General features: G+C 67.5%; 17 protein-coding genes and 1 riboswitch. Of the genes, 6 read left to right on the top strand and 11 right to left on the bottom strand.

All coding sequences use genetic code 11. From position 1 onward, the window contains the following. The 5 genes from V3391_RS08690 to V3391_RS08710 all read right to left on the bottom strand — a co-directional run bounded on the left by V3391_RS08690 (position 1) and on the right by V3391_RS08710 (position 5,556). Entirely contained in the window at positions 1–930 is a 930-nt protein-coding gene (locus V3391_RS08690) for an aminotransferase class IV (RefSeq protein ID WP_332078039.1), read from the bottom strand. Continuing rightward, a complete protein-coding gene (locus tag V3391_RS08695) occupies positions 921–1,157 on the bottom strand; it encodes an ACT domain-containing protein (protein ID WP_332078040.1) in 237 nt (78 codons plus the stop codon). The genes V3391_RS08690 and V3391_RS08695 overlap by 10 nt, the downstream gene beginning before the upstream one ends. Then, positions 1,141–2,913: an acetolactate synthase 2 catalytic subunit gene (gene ilvG, locus V3391_RS08700; RefSeq protein ID WP_332078041.1), complete on the bottom strand. Its 1,773-nt coding sequence runs from the start codon at positions 2,911–2,913 to the stop codon at positions 1,141–1,143. Before ilvG ends, V3391_RS08695 begins: the two co-directional genes overlap by 17 nt. Beyond that, complete coding sequence (gene ilvC, locus V3391_RS08705; RefSeq protein ID WP_332078042.1) at positions 2,913–3,908, bottom strand: ketol-acid reductoisomerase; 996 nt, start codon at positions 3,906–3,908, stop codon at positions 2,913–2,915. Before ilvC ends, ilvG begins: the two co-directional genes overlap by 1 nt. Positions 3,909–4,458: 550 nt before the next feature. After that, positions 4,459–5,556: a DNA topoisomerase IB gene (locus V3391_RS08710; RefSeq protein ID WP_332078043.1), complete on the bottom strand. Its 1,098-nt coding sequence runs from the start codon at positions 5,554–5,556 to the stop codon at positions 4,459–4,461. Positions 5,557–5,668: 112 nt separating this feature from the next. Here V3391_RS08710 and V3391_RS08715 point away from each other — a divergent pair, with 112 nt between their 5' ends. Continuing rightward, entirely contained in the window at positions 5,669–6,034 is a 366-nt protein-coding gene (locus V3391_RS08715) for a BON domain-containing protein (protein ID WP_425497224.1), read from the top strand. A gap of 81 nt (positions 6,035–6,115) precedes the next feature. Here the strand turns inward: V3391_RS08715 and thrC are convergent, their stop codons facing one another. The 4 genes from thrC to V3391_RS08735 all read right to left on the bottom strand — a co-directional run bounded on the left by thrC (position 6,116) and on the right by V3391_RS08735 (position 11,124). Then, positions 6,116–7,417, bottom strand: a complete 1,302-nt coding sequence (gene thrC, locus V3391_RS08720) for a threonine synthase (protein WP_332078044.1) — start codon at positions 7,415–7,417, stop codon at positions 6,116–6,118. Continuing rightward, on the bottom strand, positions 7,414–8,367 hold the full coding sequence (locus tag V3391_RS08725; RefSeq protein ID WP_332078045.1) for a homoserine kinase: 954 nt from the start codon (positions 8,365–8,367) through the stop codon (positions 7,414–7,416). Before V3391_RS08725 ends, thrC begins: the two co-directional genes overlap by 4 nt. After that, the gene (gene thrA / locus V3391_RS08730; protein ID WP_332078046.1) at positions 8,364–10,883 is read right to left on the bottom strand and encodes a bifunctional aspartate kinase/homoserine dehydrogenase I; all 2,520 of its coding nucleotides are present in this window, start codon (positions 10,881–10,883) and stop codon (positions 8,364–8,366) included. The genes V3391_RS08725 and thrA overlap by 4 nt, the downstream gene beginning before the upstream one ends. 88 nt (positions 10,884–10,971) lie before the next feature. Next, positions 10,972–11,124 carry a hypothetical protein gene (locus V3391_RS08735; protein WP_332078047.1) on the bottom strand — a complete coding sequence of 51 codons (153 nt, stop codon included), beginning with the start codon at positions 11,122–11,124 and terminating at the stop codon, positions 10,972–10,974. A 142-nt stretch (positions 11,125–11,266) separates the two neighbouring features. Then, positions 11,267–11,362, top strand: a riboswitch (TPP riboswitch). 118 nt (positions 11,363–11,480) lie between these two features. On the opposite strand from V3391_RS08735, the gene thiC reads away from it, so the two are divergent. Both thiC and V3391_RS08745 read left to right on the top strand, forming a co-directional pair. Beyond that, positions 11,481–13,358, top strand: a complete 1,878-nt coding sequence (gene thiC / locus V3391_RS08740) for a phosphomethylpyrimidine synthase ThiC (RefSeq protein ID WP_332078048.1) — start codon at positions 11,481–11,483, stop codon at positions 13,356–13,358. Positions 13,359–13,481: 123 nt separating this feature from the next. Beyond that, on the top strand, positions 13,482–14,078 hold the full coding sequence (locus V3391_RS08745) for a DUF4136 domain-containing protein (RefSeq protein WP_332078049.1): 597 nt from the start codon (positions 13,482–13,484) through the stop codon (positions 14,076–14,078). Between the two features lie 70 nt (positions 14,079–14,148). On the opposite strand, the gene V3391_RS08750 is transcribed toward V3391_RS08745, so the two are convergent. Then, positions 14,149–14,454, bottom strand: a complete 306-nt coding sequence (locus V3391_RS08750; RefSeq protein ID WP_332078050.1) for a contact-dependent growth inhibition system immunity protein — start codon at positions 14,452–14,454, stop codon at positions 14,149–14,151. Positions 14,455–14,469: 15 nt separating this feature from the next. Beyond that, complete coding sequence (locus tag V3391_RS08755; RefSeq protein WP_332078051.1) at positions 14,470–15,138, bottom strand: RNase A-like domain-containing protein; 669 nt, start codon at positions 15,136–15,138, stop codon at positions 14,470–14,472. Positions 15,139–15,440: 302 nt separating this feature from the next. On the opposite strand from V3391_RS08755, the gene V3391_RS08760 reads away from it, so the two are divergent. The 3 genes from V3391_RS08760 to V3391_RS08770 all read left to right on the top strand — a co-directional run bounded on the left by V3391_RS08760 (position 15,441) and on the right by V3391_RS08770 (position 21,794). After that, positions 15,441–17,732, top strand: a complete 2,292-nt coding sequence (locus V3391_RS08760) for a winged helix-turn-helix domain-containing protein (protein ID WP_332078052.1) — start codon at positions 15,441–15,443, stop codon at positions 17,730–17,732. A 108-nt stretch (positions 17,733–17,840) separates the two neighbouring features. Further along, positions 17,841–18,710 (top strand): helix-turn-helix domain-containing protein, encoded by an 870-nt coding sequence (locus V3391_RS08765; RefSeq protein ID WP_332078053.1) that lies wholly within the window; start codon positions 17,841–17,843, stop codon positions 18,708–18,710. A 201-nt stretch (positions 18,711–18,911) separates the two neighbouring features. Further along, positions 18,912–21,794 (top strand): TonB-dependent receptor plug domain-containing protein, encoded by a 2,883-nt coding sequence (locus tag V3391_RS08770; RefSeq protein ID WP_425497225.1) that lies wholly within the window; start codon positions 18,912–18,914, stop codon positions 21,792–21,794. Positions 21,795–21,994: the final 200 nt, after the last annotated feature.

Consider the following 21,994-nt stretch of genomic DNA (forward strand, 5'->3'; position numbering starts at 1 on the left):
TCAGACTGCCGTCAGCCAGCCGCGCGCGACTTCCGCCTCGCCGCGCACGACGCGCGCATACAGCGCGGCCAGTTCGCGGGTGACCGGGTTGTCGCCGTAGCTGCGGTCCTCGACGCCGTGTACCGGCGCCACTTCGGCTGCGGTGCCGCAGGCGAAGACTTCGTCGGCGTCGTACAGCTCGTCGATGGTGACAGCGCGCGACTCGGCGCCGCTCAGCGTCACCAGCGTGTCGCGGGTGATGCCCGGCAGCGCGTCGCGATGCTGGACCGCGGTGACGCGGCCCGCCTTGACGATGAAGACGTTGGCGCCGGTGCATTCGACGACGTAGCCGTCGGCATCGGTGAACAGTGCCTCGTCGAAACCGCGCGACTTGCTCTCGCGCTTGGCCAGAATGGAATTGACGTAGGCGCCGCACAGCTTCAGCGGCGGCAGCGAATCGGCGGGATTGCGCCGCCACGTGCTGATGCCCAGTCGAGCGCGGGTGCCGCCCAGGTGCACCTGGGTCGCGGTGGTCGCGACCATCAGATGTTCGGTGTGGCCCTCGACATCCAGGCCGAAACCGCCTTCGCCGAACCAGGCCAGCGGGCGGATATAGGCATCGCGATGGCCATTCGCGCGCAGCGTCGCCAGCACCGCCTCGGTAGCCTGCGCGGGATCGAAGCGCATGCCCAGCAGCGCCGCGCCTTCGCGCATGCGCGCCATGTGTTCGGGCAGGCGGAACACCGCGGCGCCGTCGGCGGTCGCGTAGCTGCGGATGCCCTCGAACACGCCGCTGCCGTAATGCATCGCATGCGTGGTCAGGCCGGCCTGCAGCGCGTCGATGTCGCACAGCGCGCCGTCGAACCAGGCCTGCGGACGCGCGGACGTTGCGGTCTCCGCGATCGACGGTGCCTGCGCCGGTGCCGCCTCGGCGGTGGCGTTCAACGACACGGCGACACCTCCACCGACAGGCAGTCATAGAGCTTGGCCAGCTGGCCCTGCAGGGCGATCGCGGCGCGGTCACCCTCGACGGTCATGCGCAGGTTCCATCGGTCGCCGTCCGCGTGCGCGTCGCCCTCGAACGACACCGGGCGGAAGCCGCGACGTTCGGTAGTGCCCAGCACGCGCACCAATGCGCCTTCGGCGCGGCGCAGGGTCATTTCAAACTGGTAACGCATGGCTCGATTCCTTGGCGGACGTGGCGGCAGCGGGTTCGGTGACAGGCGCGACGGCGTCGCCGACATCGAGCGAGGTGGCCTCGTCGGCATCGAGCATCTGCGCGTTGTTGTGGTTGGGCGGCACCAGCGGCCAGACGTTGGCGGCGGTGTCGATGGCGACGTGCAGCAGCGCCGGGCCGTCGGCGGCCAGCAGCGCGGCCAGGGCGGATTCGACATCGGCGGCCTTGTCGACCGACAACGCCTGGATGCCGAACGCGCGCGCGACCTGCGCGAAGTCCGGGTTGTCGGACAGGTCGATCTCGGAATAGCGGCGCTCGAAGAACAGCTCCTGCCACTGGCGCACCATGCCCAGCGCCGAGTTGTCGAGCAGGATGATCTTCACCGGCACGCGGTAGCGCTTGAGCGTCGCCAGCTCCTGCACGTTCATCATGAAAGATCCGTCCCCGCTGACGCAGACCACGCGCCGCGACGGGTCTTCCATCTGCGCGCCGATCGCGGCCGGCAGGCCGAAGCCCATCGCACCCAGCGCGCCGCTGGTCAGGTGCTTGCGCGGATGGTCGAAGCGCCAGTGCTGCGCGACCCACATCTGGTGCTGGCCGACGTCGCAGGCGACGGTCGCATCGGGCGCCAGTTCGCTCATGCGCTTCAGCAGCGCGGGCGCGAAGACCTTGTCGCCGGGTGCGTCGTAACGCGCGGCGAACTTCTCGCGGCGCTGCGCGCACAGATCACGCCACGCGGTGCGCGCCGCCGCATGTCGGCCCTGCATCTGCGCCGCGCACGGCGCGCCCAGGCGCGACAGGCTGGTGGCGACATCGCCGCACACCGACACGTCCGCCGCGCGCAGCTTGCCGACCTCGCAGCTGTCGCCGTCCAGATGCACGATGCGCGCCAGCGGCGCGAACTCCGCCAGCTTGCCGGTCGCACGATCGTCGAAGCGCGCACCGACGACGATCAGCAGATCCGATTCCTGCACTGCCAGATTCGCCGCGCGCGAACCGTGCATGCCCAGCATGCCCAGATTCGCCGGATGCGCCGGCGGCAGCGCGCCCAGTGCGCGCAGCGTCAGCACGGTCGGGATCTGGGTCAGATCGGCGAACTCGCGAAACGCGTCCAACGCGTCGCCCAGGATGATGCCGCCGCCGCCGTAGACCACCGGCCGCTCGGCCTGCGAGATCAGCGCGGCTGCTTCGTGCAGCGCGTGATCGGCGCAGGCCGGCATGACATCGGCCGTCGAGGGAATGTGCGCGCCCAGATGCGCGGCATCACCGATCTGCACGTCCTTCGGCAGATCGATCAGCACCGGGCCGGGACGGCCGGACCGCGCGATGCGGAAGGCTTCGGCGACGACGTTGGGCAATTCGTCGACGCTGCGCAGCAGAAAGCTGTGCTTGACGATCGGCAGGGTCATGCCGAACACGTCCAGTTCCTGGAACGCATCGGTGCCCATCAGCGGTGTCGCCACTTGGCCGGTGATGATGACCATCGGCACCGAGTCCAGCATCGCGTCGGCGATGCCGGTCACCAGATTGGAGGCGCCCGGGCCGGACGTGGCCACGCAGACACCGACGCGCCCGCTGGCCCGCGCGAACCCGTTCGCGGCGAACGCCGCGCCCTGTTCGTGGCGGACCAGTACGTGCTTCAACGATGCGCCGTGCAGCGCGTCGTAGAACGGCATGATCGCGCCGCCCGGATAGCCGAAGATCGTGTCGACCCCCTCGGCTTCCAGCGCCTGCACCAGCCAGCGGGCGCCGTTCATCAGGCGGCCTCGCTCTGCGGTTGTGCCGGCGCGCCGGTCTGCTCGCCCAGCCAGGTCATCTTGGCGCGCAGCTGCTTGCCGACCTGCTCGATCGGATGGTCCTTGTCGGCCTGCTGGAACTTCTTGTAATTCGGCAGGCCGGCGTCGTATTCGGCCTGCCAGTTGCGGGTGAAGGTGCCGTTCTGGATGTCGGTCAGCACGTCCTTCATGCGCGCCTTGACGCTCGCATCGATGACGCGCGGGCCGCTGACGAAGTCGCCGTACTGCGCGGTCTCGGAGATGAATTCCAGCATGCGGGTGATGCCGCCCTCGTAGAACAGGTCGACGATCAGCTTCAGCTCGTGCAGCACTTCGTAGTACGCGATCTCGGGCTGGTAACCGGCTTCGACCAGCGTCTCGAAACCGGCCTGCACCAGCGACGACGCGCCGCCGCACAGCACCGCCTGTTCGCCGAACAGATCGGTCTCGGTTTCTTCCTTGAACGTGGTCTTGATGATGTTGGCGCGCGCGCCGCCCAGGCCCGCGGCATAGGTCAGTGCCAGCTGTTCGGCCTTGCCGGTGGGGTCCTGGTGCACGGCGTAGATGCAGGGCACGCCGCGACCGATCTCGTACTCGCGACGCACCAGCGCGCCCGGGCCCTTCGGCGCGACCAGCACCACGTCCAGATCGGCACGCGGCGCGATCATGTCGAAGTGCACGTTGAGGCCGTGCGCGAACAGCAGGCAGGCGCCCTGCTTCATGTGCGGCGCCAGTACGTCGGCATACAGCTGCTTCTGCACCATGTCGGGCGTCAGCACGGCGACCAGGTCGGCATCGGCGACCGCGTCGGCAGGCGCTTTGACGGTGAAGCCGTCGGCCTTCGCCTTCTGCTCGGTCGGGCCGCCGGGACGCAGGCCGACGACGACGTCGAAGCCGGAATCGCGCAGGTTCAGTGCGTGCGCGCGGCCCTGGCTGCCGTAGCCGACGATGGCGATAGTGGGGTTGGCATTGCTCATGGGTAGTGGTGTCCGATCTGCGGGTGGAAAGGGGGAGGGCGGGCGGCTCACGCGGCAATGCGTGAGGCCCGGATGTGGAAAAGGCCGGCGGGCGAGGGCGTTGCCCCGTCCCGACCGGCCGTCGCATGCACCGCGTCTGCGGTCGCGGAGGCGGTGGCGCCGCATGCCTCCGGACACGCGGCCGACGCACGCGCTGCGCTTTTCGGCGTGGCTTGCTGGTGGTTGCGGGCGTCGGCGGGATGGCGATGCATGGCGGGACGGGCTCTGGTGCGGGAGGTTTTGCGAGGGGCCAAACAAAAACCCCGCGCCTTTCGGCGCGGGGTTCAGGTTCTTTCGACCTTGTGGGGTGTCGTCTTGCTACACGAACCCCATCCCCGCGCCATTCCGGACGGTAATAAGGAGTACGAGTACGAGGAGAATGGCCGAGGTGAGCGCGACCGGCAGGCGCACGTCGCGCACGCGGAGGCGTGCGGCGATGGCGGTCTGGCGGGGGTTGTTGCGCTGCGTCATGGAGTCGAGAAAAACACGCCCGTGTCGGACGTGTCAACAGTTACTTCGACAACGGTTTGCCCGCCGGACGCTTGCGATGCCGCTGACGCAACAGCTTCAGCGCGGCCGCTTCCCACTGGCGTTCGCCGCGCGCGTTGCCCGACGCGCGCTGCAGTCCGCCATCGCGCCAGGCCTCGTAGAGCACCGGATCGATGTAGGCCTTGCGGCACACCGCGACCGTATTGCCGAGCGCATCGGCGACGTCGGCGATGACGATCTTCTCCTGCGTCGCCAGTGCACGCTCGCTGGGCTCGCCGCCCTTCCGGCCTTCGGGCAGCGGCATCGCCGCGAACCGGCGGAACGCCATCAGCGTGCCGCCCCAGGTGCGGAAATCCTTGGCCGTGAACGCGCCGCCCATCGCCTCGCGCAGATAGTCGTTGACCATGCCGGAATCGACGCCGTGGCGTTCGCCGTCGTCGTCGACGTACTGGAACAAGGCCTGGCCCGGCAGCTGCTGCACCTTGCGCACCAGCGCGGTCAGCTTCGCGTCGTCGAGTTCGATCTCCTGCTCCTGTCCGCTCTTGCCGCGGAACTTCAGACGCGCACGCCCGCCACGCACGAGTTCGAAATGGCGGTTGCGCAGCGTCGTCAGACCGAACGACCCATTGCTGCGCGTGTAGCTGTCGTTGCCGACGCGCACGAAGGTCTGCGCCATCAGCGAGACGACGATCGCCAGCACCTTGTCGCGCGGCATGCCCGGCAGTTTGAGATCGCGCCCCAGTGCACGGCGCAAACGCGGCAGCGCGGTCGCGAACGCGACGATGCGATCGAACTTGCCGTGGCCGCGCACTTCGCTCCAGTCCGGGTGATAGCGGTACTGCTTGCGTCCGCGCGCGTCGCGACCGGTGGCCTGCAGATGTCCGTTCTCGAGTGCGCAGATCCACACGTTGCGATACGCGGGCGGGATCGCGAGCATGCGCACGCGGTCGAGCGTTGCGCGATCGCGCACGGCCTTGCCATCGGGATCGCGATAGCTGAATCCCTTGCCTGCGCGGCGCCGGCTCAGTCCTGGCAGGTCGTCGCTGACCCAGCGCAGTCCTGCGAGGCGCGCAGCGCGCACGTTGTCGTCGTCGTTCACGGATTTGCCCGTCAGCTTCATGAGCGGCTGATAACAAGCGCGGGATCAGTACCTCGTGAACAGGCCGCGCTTCACCCCCTCGGCACGCAGGCGTTCGCACACTCCAGCTACACGAATGCACGAGGAACACGCCATGAAGACGATGCACAGGACCCTGATGGGCGCCGCGATTGCCGGCGCGATGCTGATCTCGGGCACGGCTGCTGCGCAGCAGATGCAGGAACGCGGCGACCAGACCGTCGCTGCGAAGACCGATTCCGATCAGCCCGTGTCCGATACGTGGATCACCACCAAGGTCAAGGCCGATCTGCTCGCGTCGAGCGACGTTGCCGGCCTCGACATCGGTGTCGAGACCGCCAACGGCATCGTGAGCCTGTCGGGCGACGTCGAGTCGCAGGCGCAGATCGATCGCGCCAAGGCGATCGCCGGGGAGATCGAAGGCGTCCAGCGCGTCGACAGCGCGCAGCTGAAGGTCGGGCACGCCGACCACAAGAACTGACTTCGGTTCCGTAAAGCACTGCAACCGGAGGGCCTCCCATGTGGAGGCCCTTCTTCATGCGTCGGCCGCGGGCATCGCCGCTCAGGAGCGGCCCGTGTCTCCGACCAGCACGCGGGTGAGTGCGTCGTAGGTGTTGCGCAGGTCGACGCCATGCGCCGGGCGCGCCAGGCATTCGGCCAATGCCGGCGGCAGGTCGACCCGGCGCGCCACCAGCGGCTCGACGATGGTGTCGAACTTGGCGGGGTGCGCAGTCGCCACGACCGCCCAGTCGCGCGTATCGCCGTCCGCGCGCAGGGTTTCGAGCAGATGCAGGCCCGTGGCGGTGTGCGGGCACGGCACGATGCCGTGGCGCCCAGGCGCTTCGTGGATCGTCGTACGGATGGTCGCGTCGTCCACCGAGCGCGCGACGAACGCGGTGCGCAATGCGGCGTCGTCGGCATGCCAGTGGCGCAGCCGTTCGAAGTTGCTCGGTGCGCCGACATCCATCGCGTTCGCGAGCGTGGCGCGCGTGGGTTGGGCGTCATAGTCCGCGCCGTCGAAGAACCGTGGCAGCGTGTCGTTCGCATTGCAGGCCAAGCGGATCTCGCCCAGCGGCGCGCCCATCGCCCGCGCCACGAACGCGGCGGACGCATTGCCCAGATTGCCGGTCGGCACGATCTGATTGAGCGCCTCGCCGGTCGCGGCATTGTGGTGCGCGGCGGCATGCGCGTAGTACGCGGCCTGCGGCAACAGGCGGCCGAGGCTGATGCTGTTGGCGGTGCCCAGCTTGATGCGCGCGCGCAGCGCCGGATCCGACAGCGCCTGCTTCGCGAGTCGCTGGCAGTCGTCGAAACTGCCGTCGACGCGGTATGCATGCACGTTGTCGCCCCAGCATTCCAGACCGTGCGCCTGTCGCGGCGACACGCGTCCGTCCGGGTACAGGATCACGACCGAGAAACCGGGCCGGCGATGGAATGCGGAGGCGACGGCTGCGCCGGTATCGCCTGATGTCGCCACGAGAATCGTCGTGTCCGGCGCCGCGGGATCGCGCAGTGCGCCGAGCGCGCCGGCGAGGAAGCGGGCGGCGTAATCCTTGAATGCCGCGGTCGGACCGTGGAACAGCTCGAGCAGATGGTCGCCCGGACCTGCGAGCGGACGCAGCGGCGCGTCGAATGCGAACGCCGTCGCGCAGAGCTCGGTGAGTTGCGACTCGATCCGCGAACCGGTGAACCACGGCGCGAGGGTGGTGACGGCGGTGTCGACGAGGGTCGCACGCGGGGTGACGAGATCGATCGTCGGAATCGATTCGGGCACGTACAGGCCACCATCCGGCGCCAGACCGGCGACGAGCGCATCGTCGATGCCGACGGCGGGTGCGTCGCCGCGGGTGCTGACGAACTTCATGCGGCGTCTCCATCGAGCAGATCGGCGCGCGGACCTGCGACCGGCGAGACATAGGCCTGCGCTTCGATGCCGGCACCGGTGAAGCCGGCGCGCATTGCAGGGGCAGCGCGTTCGGCCGCTTCGCGCGAATCGAACCACGCGAACACGCTGGGTCCGCCGCCGGAAATGCTCGCGCCCAGCGCGCCATGCGCAAGTGCTGCGGCCTTGACCGCAGCGAATCCGGGAATCAGCGGCGCGCGGCGGGGTTCGACCAGCACGTCGTGCAGGCCGGCGCGGATGAGGTCGCGATCACCGCGCTGCAGGCCGGTCAGGAACAGCGCGAGATGCGTGGTGTGGTTCACCACGTCGTGGAGTGCGTACGGGTCCGCCAGCACCGCGCGCGAGCGGCGCGTTTCCAGCACCTGGTCCGGATGCACGACCACGGCGAACAGCCAGTCGGGCACGTCGAGTGCGATGAGCCGATCGGCGGTCGACAGCGTGACGGCGCCGAGCAGCATCGGCGCGACGTTGTCGCCGTGCCGCGCGCCGGACGCGACCGATTCACCGTCAAGCGCGAACGGATACAGCGCCTCGCGCGACAGCGGGGCGTCCAGCAATGCATTCGCCGCGACCAGCGCCGCGACGCAGGACGCGGCCGAGCCACCGAGCCCCGAGCCGAGCGGAATACCTTTCTCCAGCGTCAGCGCGAAGCCGAACGGCAGCGACAGCGCCGCGCGCAGCGATTGCAACGCGCGGCCGGCGGTGTTGTCGGCAGCTGCCAGAGGCAGGCGATCGGCGCCTTCGACCGCGCCGCCGATCGAATCGATGCGCACCTCGGGCGTGTCGATGCGACGCACGTGGGCGACGTCGCGCGGGCCGTCGATCACATGGCCGAGCACGTCGAAGCCCACGCCGATGTTGCCGACGCTCGCGGGTGCGAACGCGCGCGCGGATGCAGGCCTGTCGCTCATGCGTGGCGCCATCCGGTGCGCGCACCGAGTGCGTGGGCGATCGCGAGCACGTCGCCGAACACGCCGGCGGCGGTGACCTGCGGGCCGGCGCCCGGGCCCTGCACGACCAGCGGATTCTCGGCGTAGCGGGCGGTGGTGAACTGGACGAGGTTGTCGGTCAGGCGTGTATGCATACACGCATGATCGGCGGGAAGTGCGCGCACGCCAACACTCGCGTCGCTGCCGGCGCCGAGCCGGGCGATGTGGCGCAGCCCGCACCCGTCCGCGCGCGCGGCATCCAGACGCGCCTGCATCGGCGCATCGAGTTCGGACAGTCGATCGAGGAACACGTCCAGCGGCACCTCGCGCAGCGCTTCGGGCACCAGGCTTTCGACGTCGACATCGGCCAGCGACAGCGGCCGGCCGGCTTCGCGGGCGAGGATCACCAGCTTACGGGCGACATCCAGCCCCGACAGATCGTCGCGCGGGTCCGGCTCGGTGTAGCCGAGCGCGCGCGCCTCGCGTACGAGGTCGGAGAACGGCCGGCTGCCGTCGAAACTATTGAACAGCCACGCCAGGGTGCCCGACAGCATGCCGTCGATCGCGTGCAGCGTGTCGCCCGTATCGAGCAGATTGCGCAGCGTCACGATCACCGGCAGGCCGGCGCCGACCGTCGCTTCGTACAGAAAGCGGCTGTGACCGGCGACGCGTGCCTCGGCGATCCGTGTATAGCGCTGCCAGTCGCCGCTGCCGGCGTGCTTGTTCGGGGTGACGACATGGATGCCGGCGGCGAGCCAGTCCGCGTACTTCGCCGCGACGCCATCACTGGCACTGCAGTCGACGATCATCGCGTGCGGCAGATGGTCGGCGCGGACGTGCGCGGCGAAGGCGTCGAGATCACAGGCGTGCGCGTGGTCGTCGAGCAGCGCGCCTGCGGCGTCCGGATCGAGTGCGGCATCGCTCAGATGCATGTGCCGGCTGCTGGCGACCGCGCGCAAGCGCAGATCGACTCCGGCACGCGCACGCAGCGACGGGATCACCTCGGCCAGCTGCGCCAGCAGCGCGCGGCCGACGTTGCCGGGGCCGATGACGCCCACCGAGACCGTCTGCGGCGACAGCCAGAACGCGGCGTGCGCGGCGCGCAAGGCGCGTGTGGCGTCGTCTTGGGCGATGGCGACCGAGATGTTGCGCTCGCTCGCGCCCTGGGCGATGGCGCGGATGTTGACGCGGGCCTGCGCGAGTCCATCGAACAGGCGCGCCGCGACGCCTTGGCTGCCGACCATGCCGTCGCCGACTGCTGCGAGCACGCACAGGTCCGTCGTCACCGCGACCCCTTGCGCCTGGCCTTCGGCGATCGCATCGGCGAAGGCTGCGGTGATCGCGTCATGGCCGCGCGTCGCCTGCTCGGCGCGCACCACGCAGCAGATCGAATGCTCGGACGAGCCCTGCGAGATCATCGTCACCGACACGCCGGCGCCGTGCAGCGCCGCGAACATGCGCTCGGCCATGCCGGGCACACCGACGAGCCCATTGCCGACGAGTTCGAGGACGGCGACATCGCGCACCAGGCTCAGGCCCTTGACCGGCGACGCCGCGGGGGCGGCCTCCAGCGCGATCAAGGTGCCCGGCGCTGCGGGATTGCGACTGTTGCGGATGCGCACCGGCGTGCCGCGCGACTGCACCGGCGCCAGCGTCTGCGGGTGCAGCACCTTGGCGCCGAAATAGGCGAGTTCGCAGGCCTCCGCGTAGGACATCGCGTCGAGGCACACGGCGTCGGGGACCAGGCGCGGATCGGCGGACAGCACGCCGTCGACGTCGGTCCAGATCGTCAGCGCGTCGGCATCGAACAGGTTGGCGAAGATCGCCGCGGAGTAATCGCTGCCGTTGCGGCCCAGCGTGGTGTCGCGGCCGTCGGCATCTCGCGCGACGAAGCCGGTGATGACGACATCGCGTGCGCCGTGAGCGAGCCGCCAGGTCGCGAGCCGTGCGCGGCTGGCATCCCAGTCGACGACGGCGCCCATCTCGGCGGCGTGGACGACCAGCACCTCGCGCGCGTCGAGCCGGTGCCAGTCCGGGCCGAGTGCGGCTTGGGCGAGCCGCGACGAAAGCTGTTCGCCGCAGCCGTGGATGCGCGCGAGGCGCGCGTCGTGCGCGTGCGGATCGACACCGGAAGCGTGGTCCTGCAGATCGCGCGCCAGCGCAGCGAACTCCATCTCCAGCGTGACGTGCAGCGGGCCACCCGCTTCGGATTCGAACGCGTCCGCCGTCTCGAGATGGCGCTGGCGCAGTGCCTCCCAGCCCGGCTTCCAGTCCACCCCGGCAGCGGCCGCATCGCCGAGTGCGACCAGCGCATTCGTCGTGCCGGCCATCGCCGAGACCACGACCGGCCGCAGGCGCGCGTCGGCGGGCACGAGCGCGGCGAGCCTGCCGATATGCGCGGCATCGGCCAGGCTGCTGCCGCCGAACTTGTGCACGTGGCAGGCGAGCGCGGCCGATGCCGCGGGGGCAGGTGAAGCGAGTGGCGCGACAGCGGACATCGGAGAACTCCTCATGGAGCTCCGCAGCCGGCAGGGCGCGGGACGTGGCGTCCGCACCCCGGGTCGGGATGCGGAGCGGGCGGTCAGATCAACTGGCGGCGCGCGTCCACATCCCGTGGCCGGTGGTACCGGTGCCGGTAATGGTGCCGCGCGTGGTGATGGACGCCGCGCCCGCACGCACGGCGACGGTCGCCGGGGTGGCGATCAGGCGGGCAGTGCGGTGGTTGGTGCGGTGCGTCATTTCTGCAGGGAATCACGGCGTCGCGCGGAGTGTCAACGGTTTTCGCGGTAACGATCGGCGCGTGCACACGCGCCGGACGCTGCGTGATGCCCGAAAGCCGACCGACGCTATTGGGGCAGGCGCGCGCGTCATGCTCTAATCCGCACCGAAGCGGGGGTACCGGCATCAGTCGGTTGAGACAGTCCCTTCGAACCTGATCCGGCTGATACCGGCGTAGGGAAGCTTCGCAGGACCTGCCGCAAAACCGTCTTCCGCATGTGTAAGCGGGCGTGGGTGCGTCGGGCCCGCGCCGCCGCTTCGTCCGCGAGAAGGAGAGCCCGCCCTCGGGTTCCCGTCGCCACCACAGGACGAATGCCATGAATGCCGTGCCTTCCACGCTGCTGCAGCAGACCGATCAGCTCTCCGGATCGGTGACGCGCCCGATCCCCGGCTCGCGCAAGATCCACGTCGAGGGCTCGCGCCCGGACCTGCGCGTGGCGATGCGCGAGATCGTGCAGACGCGCACGCCGACGCTGTTCGGCGGCGAGGAGAATCCGCCGATCACCGTCTACGACCCGTCGGGTCCGTACACCGATCCGGACGTCACGATCGATCTCGCCGCGGGCCTCGCGCCGCTGCGCGCACGCTGGATCGAGGAACGCGGCGATACCGAAGCGCTGTCGGCATTGACTTCGGCATTCGGCCGTGGCCGCGAGCACGATCTGAAGCTCGCCCACGTACGGTTTCCGTCGCGCACGTTGCCGCGCGTGGCGAAGGCGGGCGCCAACGTCACCCAGATGCATTACGCACGCCGCGGCATCGTGACGCCGGAGATGGAATACGTCGCGATCCGCGAGAACCAGCGCCTCGAACTGGTGCGCGATGCCCTGCTGCGCCAGCAGCATCCGGGCGAGGCCTTCGGCGCGCACATCCAGCAGGTGATCACGCCGGAGTTCGTGCGCGACGAGATCGCACGCGGCCGCGCGATCCTGCCCAACAACATCAACCATCCCGAAAGCGAGCCGATGATCATCGGCCGCAACTTCCTGACCAAGATCAACGCCAACATCGGCAACAGCGCGGTGAGTTCCGGCATCGCCGAGGAAGTGGAGAAGCTGGTGTGGTCGATCCGCTGGGGCGGCGACACGGTGATGGATCTGTCGACCGGCAAGCACATCCACGAAACGCGCGAGTGGATCATCCGCAACTCGCCGGTGCCGATCGGCACGGTGCCGATCTACCAGGCGCTGGAAAAAGTAGACGGCCGCGCCGAGGAGCTGACGTGGGAGATCTTCCGCGACACGCTGATCGAGCAGGCCGAGCAGGGCGTCGACTACTTCACGATCCATGCCGGCGTGCTGCTGCGCTACGTGCCGCTGACCGCGAAGCGCGTGACCGGCATCGTGTCGCGCGGCGGTTCGATCATGGCCAAGTGGTGCCTCGCGCATCACCGCGAGAGCTTCCTCTACGAGCACTTCGAGGACATCTGCGAGATCATGAAGGCCTACGACGTGGCCTTCTCGCTCGGTGACGGCCTGCGCCCGGGTTGCATCGCCGACGCCAACGACGCCGCGCAGTTCGGCGAGCTGGAGACGCTGGGCGAGCTCACGAAGATCGCGTGGAAGCACGACATCCAGACCATGATCGAAGGCCCCGGTCATGTGCCGATGCAGCTGATCAAGGAGAACATGGACAAGCAGCTGCGCGAGTGCGGCGAGGCGCCGTTCTACACGCTCGGCCCGCTGACCACCGACATCGCGCCGGGCTACGACCACATCACCAGCGCGATCGGCGCGGCGATGATCGGCTGGTACGGCACGGCGATGCTCTGCTACGTGACGCCGAAGGAGCACCTGGGCCTGCCGAACCGCGAAGACGTGCGCGACGGGATCATGGCCTACAAGATCGCCGCGCACGCGGCCGATCTCGCCAAGGGCCATCCCGGCGCGCAGGTGCGCGACAATGCGCTCAGCAAGGCGCGCTTCGAGTTCCGCTGGCAGGACCAGTTCCATCTCGGCCTCGATCCCGAGAAGGCCGAAGCCTTCCACGATGAAACCCTGCCCAAAGACGCGCACAAGGCCGCGCACTTCTGCTCCATGTGCGGCCCGAATTTCTGCTCGATGAAGATCACCCAGGACGTGCGCGAGTACGCGGCCGAGCACGGCGTCGACACCGGGGATGCGCTGGCGGCCGGCATGGCGGAAAAGTCCGAGGAGTTCCGCGCGCAGGGCGCCGAGGTCTATCGCCCGGGCTGAATGCACCACGGCCGGATGAATCGTTCCTTCGGCCGTCGCATCCGCGCGACACGCCGCCGCGTATGTTCAGTAACGGTATCGGGACAGCGCGTCACGATCCGCCCCAGAACAGGGAGATCCGATATGAAGACTTCGACGTCCCGCGTCGCCGCCTGGCTCGTGGCGCTGTGCGGCCTCGTGCTGCTCGCCGGTTGTGCCACCGGCCCGCGCATCACCACCGAGGCCGATCCGCGCGCCGACTTCTCGGCGTACCGCACCTGGTCCTTCTACACGCCGCTGGCGATCGAGAAGGAAGGCTACGAAACCCAGACCAGCGAGATCGCCAAGGCGGCGGTGCGCGCCGAGATGGAACGCCGTGGCTACCGCTACAGCGAGGCCAATCCGGACCTGTGGGTGAACATCAATGCCTACATGGAACGCCGCACCGACGTCAGCAGCTATCCGACGGTCGACTACGCCTACTACTACAGCTACCGCGCGCGCGGCTACTTCGCGGTGCCGTACTGGAACGAGCGCACCAGCGTGTACCGCTACACCGAGGGCACGATGAACATCGACCTGGTCGATGCGCGCGCGAAGCGTCTGGTGTGGGAAGGCATCGCGGTCGGCCGCGTCTCCAACAACAAGCCGGATCAGCGTGCCCAGCGGATCAACTCGACGATTGCCGAGATCTTCGCGAACTATCCGCACCAGGCCGGCGCACGCGCCCAGGCGATGTAAGCGGGGCGCATTTCTGCAGTGAAAAAGAACGGGCCTTGCGGCCCGTTTTTTTGTGCGTGCAATGCAAGCTTCAGTACGCGTCGGTGCGATCCGCGCCCAGGTCCTGTGCGAGCCGCTGCAGCCAGCCGCGCCAGGTGGCGCCGTCGCGGGTCGGATCGTACTCGCTGCCCAGCGCGGCGATCCGCTGGCCCAACGCGTCTTCGTCGAGCCCTTCGCCGAGCAGCGCCTCTGCCTCGGCGCGCGCGCGGGACACCTGCTCCGGTGCTTCGCTGCCGCGGTAATAGGCGATCACCGCTTCCGGCGTGTCGTGCTCCATCGCCCAGTCCTGGTGGAAGTAGGCGGCGAAGAAGTTTTCCAGCGTCGGATAGGCGCTCATCGGGACGTCGACTCGTCAGGGCTTGTTGGGATAGCCGGTCACGATTCTATAGTCGATGTCGAGCTGGTTCGAACGCTCCAGGACCAGGCGTACCGAGAACACATCGACTGCGCTGGTGTCGCCACGGCTGACCGAAATCCCGGTGCTGGCGTCGAACGTGGTGTCGATGACCAGACGGTTGCCGCCGCTGCCGTCGGCCCAGGCATCGACGCGGGCCTGGTGGTCGGCGATCGTCGCGGATACGAAACGCTCCGCCTCCGGCAGATCGCGGAAGCTGGACGCCGCGCTGATGTTGTCGCGGCTCACCCGGTCGAGCAGCCACTGCTCGCTCTTGCCGACGTGACGCTCGATCAGGTGCCCGCCGGCCTCCTCATGTGCCTCGAGTCCGCCGCCCGGGACTTCGGCAGGCGCATCGGGGCCATCGGGCGACTCGACGCTGCCCAGATAGGTCTCGATCCGGCCGACCGTCGCCTTGACCGCGTCCCGCTCGACGCGCGACAGCGCCTGCGCCGGCAACGCATTCAGCGCATCCCGGATGTCACCGAGCAACGGAGCGAGCTCGTCGGCGAACACCGGGCTGCGTTCGGCGAGGGTGACCGCGTCACCGGTCTCGGCCAGGAAGCCGGTCAGCTCGCCGGCATCCAAGCGGGCGGTGATGTGGCTGTCGAGGGCATCGCGGCCCATTGCAGCGAGTCCGCCCGAAGCGCCAGCGCCCTCGGGCCGTGGGGCCGTTGCCGACCAGCTGGCCTGGGACGGGGCGAACGATGTGGCGGTCACATCCATCGGAATTGATGTCCTGTCATGGGATCGAAGGACACTAGAGTGCCGCCGCGCTGCCGACAGCCTCGGGCGGACCCGAGGTCGCGGGGACCGTCCATGACCTGTGGCCCGCGCGTTGTGCGGAATCTGGCTCCAGACTGCACTTCATTCAGCCTGCCTTGGCTACCCTCGCTCACCTGCAAACTGGTGGTCCGATGCCAAACCCGATGTCGCCCGACGAGCCGACGCCCCTGCGTCTTCGCGTGGGCGACGGCGTCGTCGATCTCGCGACGCGCGAAATCCTCATGTCCGGTGCGCGTGGTCCGCGCCGCGTCACGCCGAAAGCGATCGGTGTGCTGCGGATGCTGGCCCGCGTGCCGGGTGCTGTCGTCGGTCGGTCGGAACTGCTCTCCGAGGTCTGGCGCGACACGCTGCCGACCGATGACGTACTGACGCAGGCGATCACCCAGCTCCGCAAGGCATTCGGTACGGGCATCGCTGGCCCCGAGGCCGGCAAGCGTTACATCGAGACGATCGCGAAGGGCGGCTATCGCCTGACAGTCTCCGTCGACGTCATTCCTGAACCTGGATCAGTCCCGTCTTCGCATGCGTCGATGCCCGGAAACGACACTGGCGAAACGATGCTGCCTGCATCGGAGAAACATCCGCGGCCGGTCGGCACTCGGCGTCGCTGGTTGCTGACGGTCGCTGCTATGGTGGTGCTGCTCATCAGTGCGCTTGGTCTCTGGACGACCTTCGAAGCAATGCGGGTGGCCGGCGATGTCGTGGCCGGCAGTCCCGGGCCATCGCCGGTCAGTCTGCCTTATCGACTGATCACCAATGCGGCGGGATTCGAGCTGTCGCCCTCGCTCTCGCCAGACGCTTCGATGATCGCCTACTCTGCCTCCGGTGTAGGGGACGCCACGCGACAGTCGACGATCATGGTGCAGACGACGTCGAGCGCCGCGCCGCGGCCGCTGTCGCGACCGCCGCCGGGCGCGCGCGACGATCTGCCTGCCTGGTCTCCGGACGGGCGCGAGATCGCGTTTGCACGCTGGGAAGCAAACGGCGCCTGCCGGGTTCTCCTGGCGCCTGCCGCCGGCATAGGTGATGAGCGGGAGATCGCAAGATGCGATGGCAGCGATCTGCTCAGCTTCAGCTGGCTGCCGGATGGCAGAGGGCTTTTGTTCGGCACCATGACCTGGGCGGGCAGTGAGACGCGTCTGCGCATTCTCGATCCGACCAGCGGCCGTTGGCGAAGTCTCGATTATCCTGGCACGGCGGGTGACCTCGACTATGCGCCACAGGTTTCACCGGACGGCCGCTGGATCGGATTCATCCGCAACCCCCAGATGGGCGATCTCTGGCGCGTTCCGTTCGAAGGGGGCATCCCCGAGCAGATTACCCATCTGGGCGCGGAGTTCCGCGGGTGGAGCTGGGCGCCGGACGGGAATGCGATGGTGTTCGGCCTGCGGGTGGACAGCGAAGCGCGTCTGTATCTCGCGCAGATCGAAGATGGCACCGTCCTGGATCTCGGTATCGAAGACGCGCAGACGCCATCCATTTCGCCGGCCAACGGCATGATGGCATTCGTCCATCGCAGGCCGGAGTTCGGTCTGTATCGCGTGGATTCGGAAAGCGCAGCGTGGCACCGGCTGTTTCCATCCTCAGGCCGGGATTCGCAACCGACGCTTTCGCCGGACGGTCGGCAGATGGTGTTCACCTCCGATCGAGCAGGGCGGTTCGAGTTGTGGTGGGCACGTCTGGATGCACCGGACTCGCTCCGGCCGATAGAAGGCGTGCGTCCCGACACCCGGCAGCCGCCCATCTGGTCGCCCGACGGGCGTCACCTTCTGGTGACCGCGCTCGACAACGCCAACGCGCCGATGATTCTCGAGATCGAGCCGGCCAGCGGCAGCGTTGAACGCCTAGACATCCCGACGGATCGGCCTGCCCAGGCGGAGTATGGGCCCGGCTCGACGCTCTTCGTGATCGAGGGCGCAGTTGGCGAAGGTGGGACGGCACTGGTTGCGTACGATCGCGAGACGTGGGCCGCGAAGGGACGCATCGCCGACGTGTCGCAGATCCGATTTGACCGTGCAAACGGGAGGCTGTTCTACACACGGCTCGATGCAAATGGGCTGTGGGCGATTCCACCGTCCCTTGACGCGACCTCGATCGTGCGTCTGAGCGGTGCCATACCATCGCGCTGGCGCTATCGGAGCTGGTCGCTGAACGAGCGCGGCAGCATCTCGTACCTGGACGTACAGCCCTCCTGTCGCTCTCGGATGTCGCAGTTCGATGTTGTGGGAGACCAGCTCATCGAAACCGACAGCATGTGCGTGGACCCCGTGGTCTACAGCGCCACCAACGGCTTCTCTGTTGACCGTGGCGTTTGGCTCCTGTCGCTGGCCTCCGAAGACGGGAGCGACATCGGGTTCATGGCGTTGCCGTCCTCACGGACAACGCACGCGGGTCTTCTCAAGTGGTTGATAGGACTAAGAAAAAAAGCGTCGTAACTAATTCGTGAATTCATTCGCCACGATTTCGGCAAACTCTAGTGGCGATTTCGGGCAAAGGTTCTTTGTACACGGCAAAAGGTGCGCATCCATCATGAGGATGCACCTATGTCGAATAGTCTTTGGGCCGCGCGCGGTCAGATGCTGGCATTTGAAGGGCTGGACCAGGCGTCGCAGTGCCTGGGAACTTCGAGACTGGGTGGCATCCAGATGTCCGCGCCCGCATTCAATCTTTGGATTCAGGTGAGAGGCGATGGCTGGATCGAATCCCGAGAGGGCCGTTTCCGCATGCGTCGGGGCGACTGGATGGCGTTCGAAAAGGAATCGGCGCCCATGGTCCAGAGTGGTCCCCAAGGGCTATGCATTGGTATCGTGCTCGACAGCAGCGCACTCGAATCACTGCAGTCGCTGAGTGACGGCAGCCTGTACGCGGGACGAGGGCGTCTACCTACGCGCGAGCTGCGGACACTGTTCCGACTGTGGAGAGAAGCCGCACATTCCGACGGCGGCGTGCTGACGGTTCGCCCGCTGTTGCTTCAGCTGGCCTACGTCCAGCGTGATCTCGCTGCACGCGTGCGTCGCTGCCCGGGCCGCTCTCGGAGCCGCAAGCGCCAAGTGTTCGGCCGCATGCAGCGCGCGCATCTGTATCTGGAGGGCAACGCGGATCGGGTAGTCCGGATCAGCGAGCTCGCCGATCTCACCAGTTTCTCGAGCTGGTACTTTTCCAAGGCCTTTCACGCGCTGTACGACGAAAGCCCGCAGACCCTATCGGTACGCCTACGTCTTGAACGCGCTGCCCTGCTTCTGCGGACGACCTCGATGATGGTCGGCGAGGTGGCGGCCGCTACCGGTTTCGACAACTGCTGCAGCTTTGCCAGAGCGTTCAAGAACCACCATGGAACACCGGCGAGCCGCTACCGCGTTGCTGAGCGCACTGCGCGGGCGCGGACCACCAACGAGATCGATGCATCGGCTTAACACTTGGGTGTGAAGCCAACTCGCTAGCAGGCGGCCTGTCCAGACCAAACGACAGATTCGGCAAAGCGAGAGGTTGGCAGCGGCAAGGCGTTAGAAGTCGTTCCAGACGTAACGTGCGAATGGCGTCTTAACGCCTCAGTAACACACACACTCTGGAGAGAGACTTTGAAGAATTTTCGCACTCCCGCACTGCGGAAGGGCTTGCTGCCAGCCGCGATCCTGACCGCGATCGTGCCGGGTGCCGCTTTCGCTCAGGCGCAGACCTCGGAAGCCCCGACCACCCTCGATCGCATCGAAGTCACCGGCTCGCGCATCCGCCAGGTCGATCTGGAAACCGCCCAGCCGGTGTTGCAGATCACCCGTCAGGATCTCGAGACCCAGGGTTACAGCTCGGTTGCCGACATCCTCGAGAACATCACCTCGGCGGGTTCGCCGGCCATCAGCCGCGCCGCGCCGCTGAGCTCCGGTGAGAACGTGGGTGGTACCTACATCGATCTGCGCAACTTGGGCCCGCAGCGCACGCTGGTGCTGGTCAACGGTCGCCGTCTGGGCATCACCACGAGCGGTCTGCAGGACGTTTCGGGCATCCCGACCTCGATGGTCGAGCGCATCGAAATCCTGAAGGACGGCGCCTCGACCATTTACGGTTCGGACGCGGTCGCCGGCGTGATCAACATCATCACCCGCCGCAACTTCGACGGTGCCGAAGTCGGCGCGTACTACGGCCAGTGGGGCGAGGGTGACGGCGCGGTCGAGCGTTACGACATCGTCGTCGGTTCGAAGGGCGAGCGCACCTCGCTGACCTTCGGCGCCGAGTATGCGAAGGAAGACCCGGTGTTCGCGCCGGACCGCTGGTTCTCGCGGGATACGTTCCCGACCGGTCCGAAGAGCGACCCGATCCCGGGTGGCGCATCGGGCACCCGCAAGGAAGGTCAGTTCACCTTCGGCGGGCAGAACTACACGCTGCGCCGTGATGTCCCCAATCTCAATCCCGCTCTGTTCTCCAGCTACCGTCTGGTGGATCCGGCGCGCGACGTGACGTTCCCGAGCGAGCAGTCGACCGTCTACAGTGGCATCGAGCGCAAGTCGGCGTTCCTCAACTCCATCATCGACGTCACCGACAACATCACGCTCGAAACCGACGTGCTGTACTCGGACCGCGATTCGTTCGCGCGTAACGCCGGCTATCCGTTCCGCAGCGCCGACTTCGCGAACTCTTCGGTCGCAGGCGGTTCGGGTCTGTCCGCCGGCAGCGTGTTCAACCCGGTCGGCGTCGCGGTGAACTACGCGCGTCGTGGTTGGGAGCAGCCGCGCGAAGTGCGCAACAGCCTGACGACGTTCCGCATCAGCAACGCGCTGAAGGGTTCGTTCGAATTTGGCGACAACCGCGTGTTCGATTGGGACGTCGGCCATCTGTACAACCAGAACAAGGGTGTCCAGATCAGCACGGGTAATCTCAACACGCTGAATGTCCGTCGTGCCACCGGCCCGTCGTTCCGCAACGCGGACGGCGTCGTCCAGTGCGGTACCGCAGCCAACCCGATCACCCTCGGCACCGGTCCCAACGCCTGTACGCCGTGGAACCCGCTGATCCCGTTCGGTTATGCCGCCGAGAACAGCCTCGCCGATCCGAATGTGCAGGCCTATCTGTACAAGCCGGGCCAGGCGCTGTCGGAAACCGAAACCCGTGCCTACTTCGCCAACCTCAGCGGTTCGATCTTCGAGCTGCCGGCCGGCGACCTGGGCTTCGCGGTCGGCGTGGAGCATCGCCAGGAACGCGGTTCGTTCTCGCCCGACGCGCTCGCGCAGACGGGTGACTCGACGGATCTGGCCGCTGGCCCGACCGGCGGTTCCTACAGCCTCGACGAAATCTACGGCGAGCTGCAGATCCCGCTGCTGTCGGACGTCCCGTTCGCGCAGGAACTGAGCATCAACCTCGCGTCGCGTTACTCCGATTACGACACCTTCGGTGACACCACCAACAGCAAGGCCGGCTTCACCTGGAAGCCGTTCGAAGCGTTGCTGGTCCGCGGCACCTGGTCGCAGGGCTTCCGCGCGCCGACCATCAACGATCTGTTCGGTGGCGAATCGCAGTCGTTCGAAACCTACTCGGATCCCTGCGATACGCGCTTCGGTATCGCTGCAGGCAGCGCCCGCTGTCTGGCCGACGTGCCGGCGAACTTCCGTCAGCGCGCCAATTCGGCGAGCGGTTTCTCGGAAACGCCGGCCGCGCAGTCCGACCGTGCCTTCACGTCCGGCTCGAACCCTGGTCTGACGCCGGAAGAGTCGGTCAGCAAGACACTCGGCCTGGTGTACAGCCCGTCGCAGGTCGAAGGCCTGAACGTCGCGCTCGACTGGTGGAACATCCGCATCGACAACACGATCGTGGGCGATGCGCCGACGACCGTGCTCGACGACTGCTACGCCCGTGGCATCGAGTCGCGCTGTTCCGATCCGACCGGCTCGCGCTTCACGCGTGATGCGAACGGCGTGATCACCTCGTTCTTCTACGCTGGTATCAACGCCGGCTTCGTGGAAACGGAAGGTTACGACCTCGACGTCAACTACGCGCTGTCGACCGACTACGGCAACTTCCGCGCGTCGTGGCTCAACACCTACGTGTCGAAGAACGAGATCAAGACCGACAGCGATGCGGCGACGCCGCCGTCGCAGTCCAACGGCTTCTCGGGCGGCGGCGGCATCAACTTCCGCCTTCGCTCGAACCTGAGCCTGGGCTGGGAGCTGGGCGACTTCGGCATGACGTGGACCACGCGTTACTACTCCGGCGTCAAGGAAAGCTGCCTCGACGGTGACAGCCTGCCGGAACTGTGCAGCCTGCCGAACTACACCGCACCTGATCTGTCCGGCAACATCTCGCCGCAGAACGAGATCGGCTCCAACACGTTCCACGACGTCCAGTTCCGCTGGACCGCGCCGTGGAATGCGACGGTCTCGGTCGGTGCGAACAACGTGTTCGAGCACTACTCGGCGCCGATGTACTCGAACCCGGCTTCGGGCTCGGCCTACTACGGCGGTTACGACATCGGTCGTTTCCTGTACATGCAGTACAACCAGCGCTTCTGATCCATCGAAGCCCTGTGTGATCCGCTACGGCCCCGAAAGGGGCCGTAGTTCTGTGGGGCGCTGTCGCTCTGCGGACCGCTCTTCCAGCTGAAAAAAAGCCGCCCGAGGGCGGCTTTTTCTGTTTCGATGCAAGCCGGTCGACGCGCGGATTCGAGCGCAAGCGGGCGCCGCGTCGATGTGCCGACCCTCGAATGCCGGCT

The sequence above is a fragment of the Luteimonas flava genome, assembly GCF_036584485.1.
Taxonomy (GTDB): Bacteria; Pseudomonadota; Gammaproteobacteria; order Xanthomonadales; family Xanthomonadaceae; genus Luteimonas; species Luteimonas flava.

Coding starts and splice junctions, on each gene's coding strand:
- V3391_RS08695 (WP_332078040.1), bottom strand. CDS start 1,157: ATGCGTTACCAGTTTGAAATGACCCTGCGCCGCGCCGAAGGCGCATTG.
- ilvG (WP_332078041.1), bottom strand. CDS start 2,913: ATGAACGGCGCCCGCTGGCTGGTGCAGGCGCTGGAAGCCGAGGGGGTC.
- ilvC (WP_332078042.1), bottom strand. CDS start 3,908: ATGAGCAATGCCAACCCCACTATCGCCATCGTCGGCTACGGCAGCCAG.
- V3391_RS08710 (WP_332078043.1), bottom strand. CDS start 5,556: ATGAAGCTGACGGGCAAATCCGTGAACGACGACGACAACGTGCGCGCT.
- V3391_RS08715 (WP_425497224.1), top strand. CDS start 5,669: ATGAAGACGATGCACAGGACCCTGATGGGCGCCGCGATTGCCGGCGCG.
- thrC (WP_332078044.1), bottom strand. CDS start 7,417: ATGAAGTTCGTCAGCACCCGCGGCGACGCACCCGCCGTCGGCATCGAC.
- V3391_RS08725 (WP_332078045.1), bottom strand. CDS start 8,367: ATGAGCGACAGGCCTGCATCCGCGCGCGCGTTCGCACCCGCGAGCGTC.
- thrA (WP_332078046.1), bottom strand. CDS start 10,883: ATGTCCGCTGTCGCGCCACTCGCTTCACCTGCCCCCGCGGCATCGGCC.
- V3391_RS08735 (WP_332078047.1), bottom strand. CDS start 11,124: ATGACGCACCGCACCAACCACCGCACTGCCCGCCTGATCGCCACCCCG.
- thiC (WP_332078048.1), top strand. CDS start 11,481: ATGAATGCCGTGCCTTCCACGCTGCTGCAGCAGACCGATCAGCTCTCC.
- V3391_RS08745 (WP_332078049.1), top strand. CDS start 13,482: ATGAAGACTTCGACGTCCCGCGTCGCCGCCTGGCTCGTGGCGCTGTGC.
- V3391_RS08750 (WP_332078050.1), bottom strand. CDS start 14,454: ATGAGCGCCTATCCGACGCTGGAAAACTTCTTCGCCGCCTACTTCCAC.
- V3391_RS08755 (WP_332078051.1), bottom strand. CDS start 15,138: ATGGGCCGCGATGCCCTCGACAGCCACATCACCGCCCGCTTGGATGCC.
- V3391_RS08760 (WP_332078052.1), top strand. CDS start 15,441: ATGTCGCCCGACGAGCCGACGCCCCTGCGTCTTCGCGTGGGCGACGGC.
- V3391_RS08765 (WP_332078053.1), top strand. CDS start 17,841: ATGTCGAATAGTCTTTGGGCCGCGCGCGGTCAGATGCTGGCATTTGAA.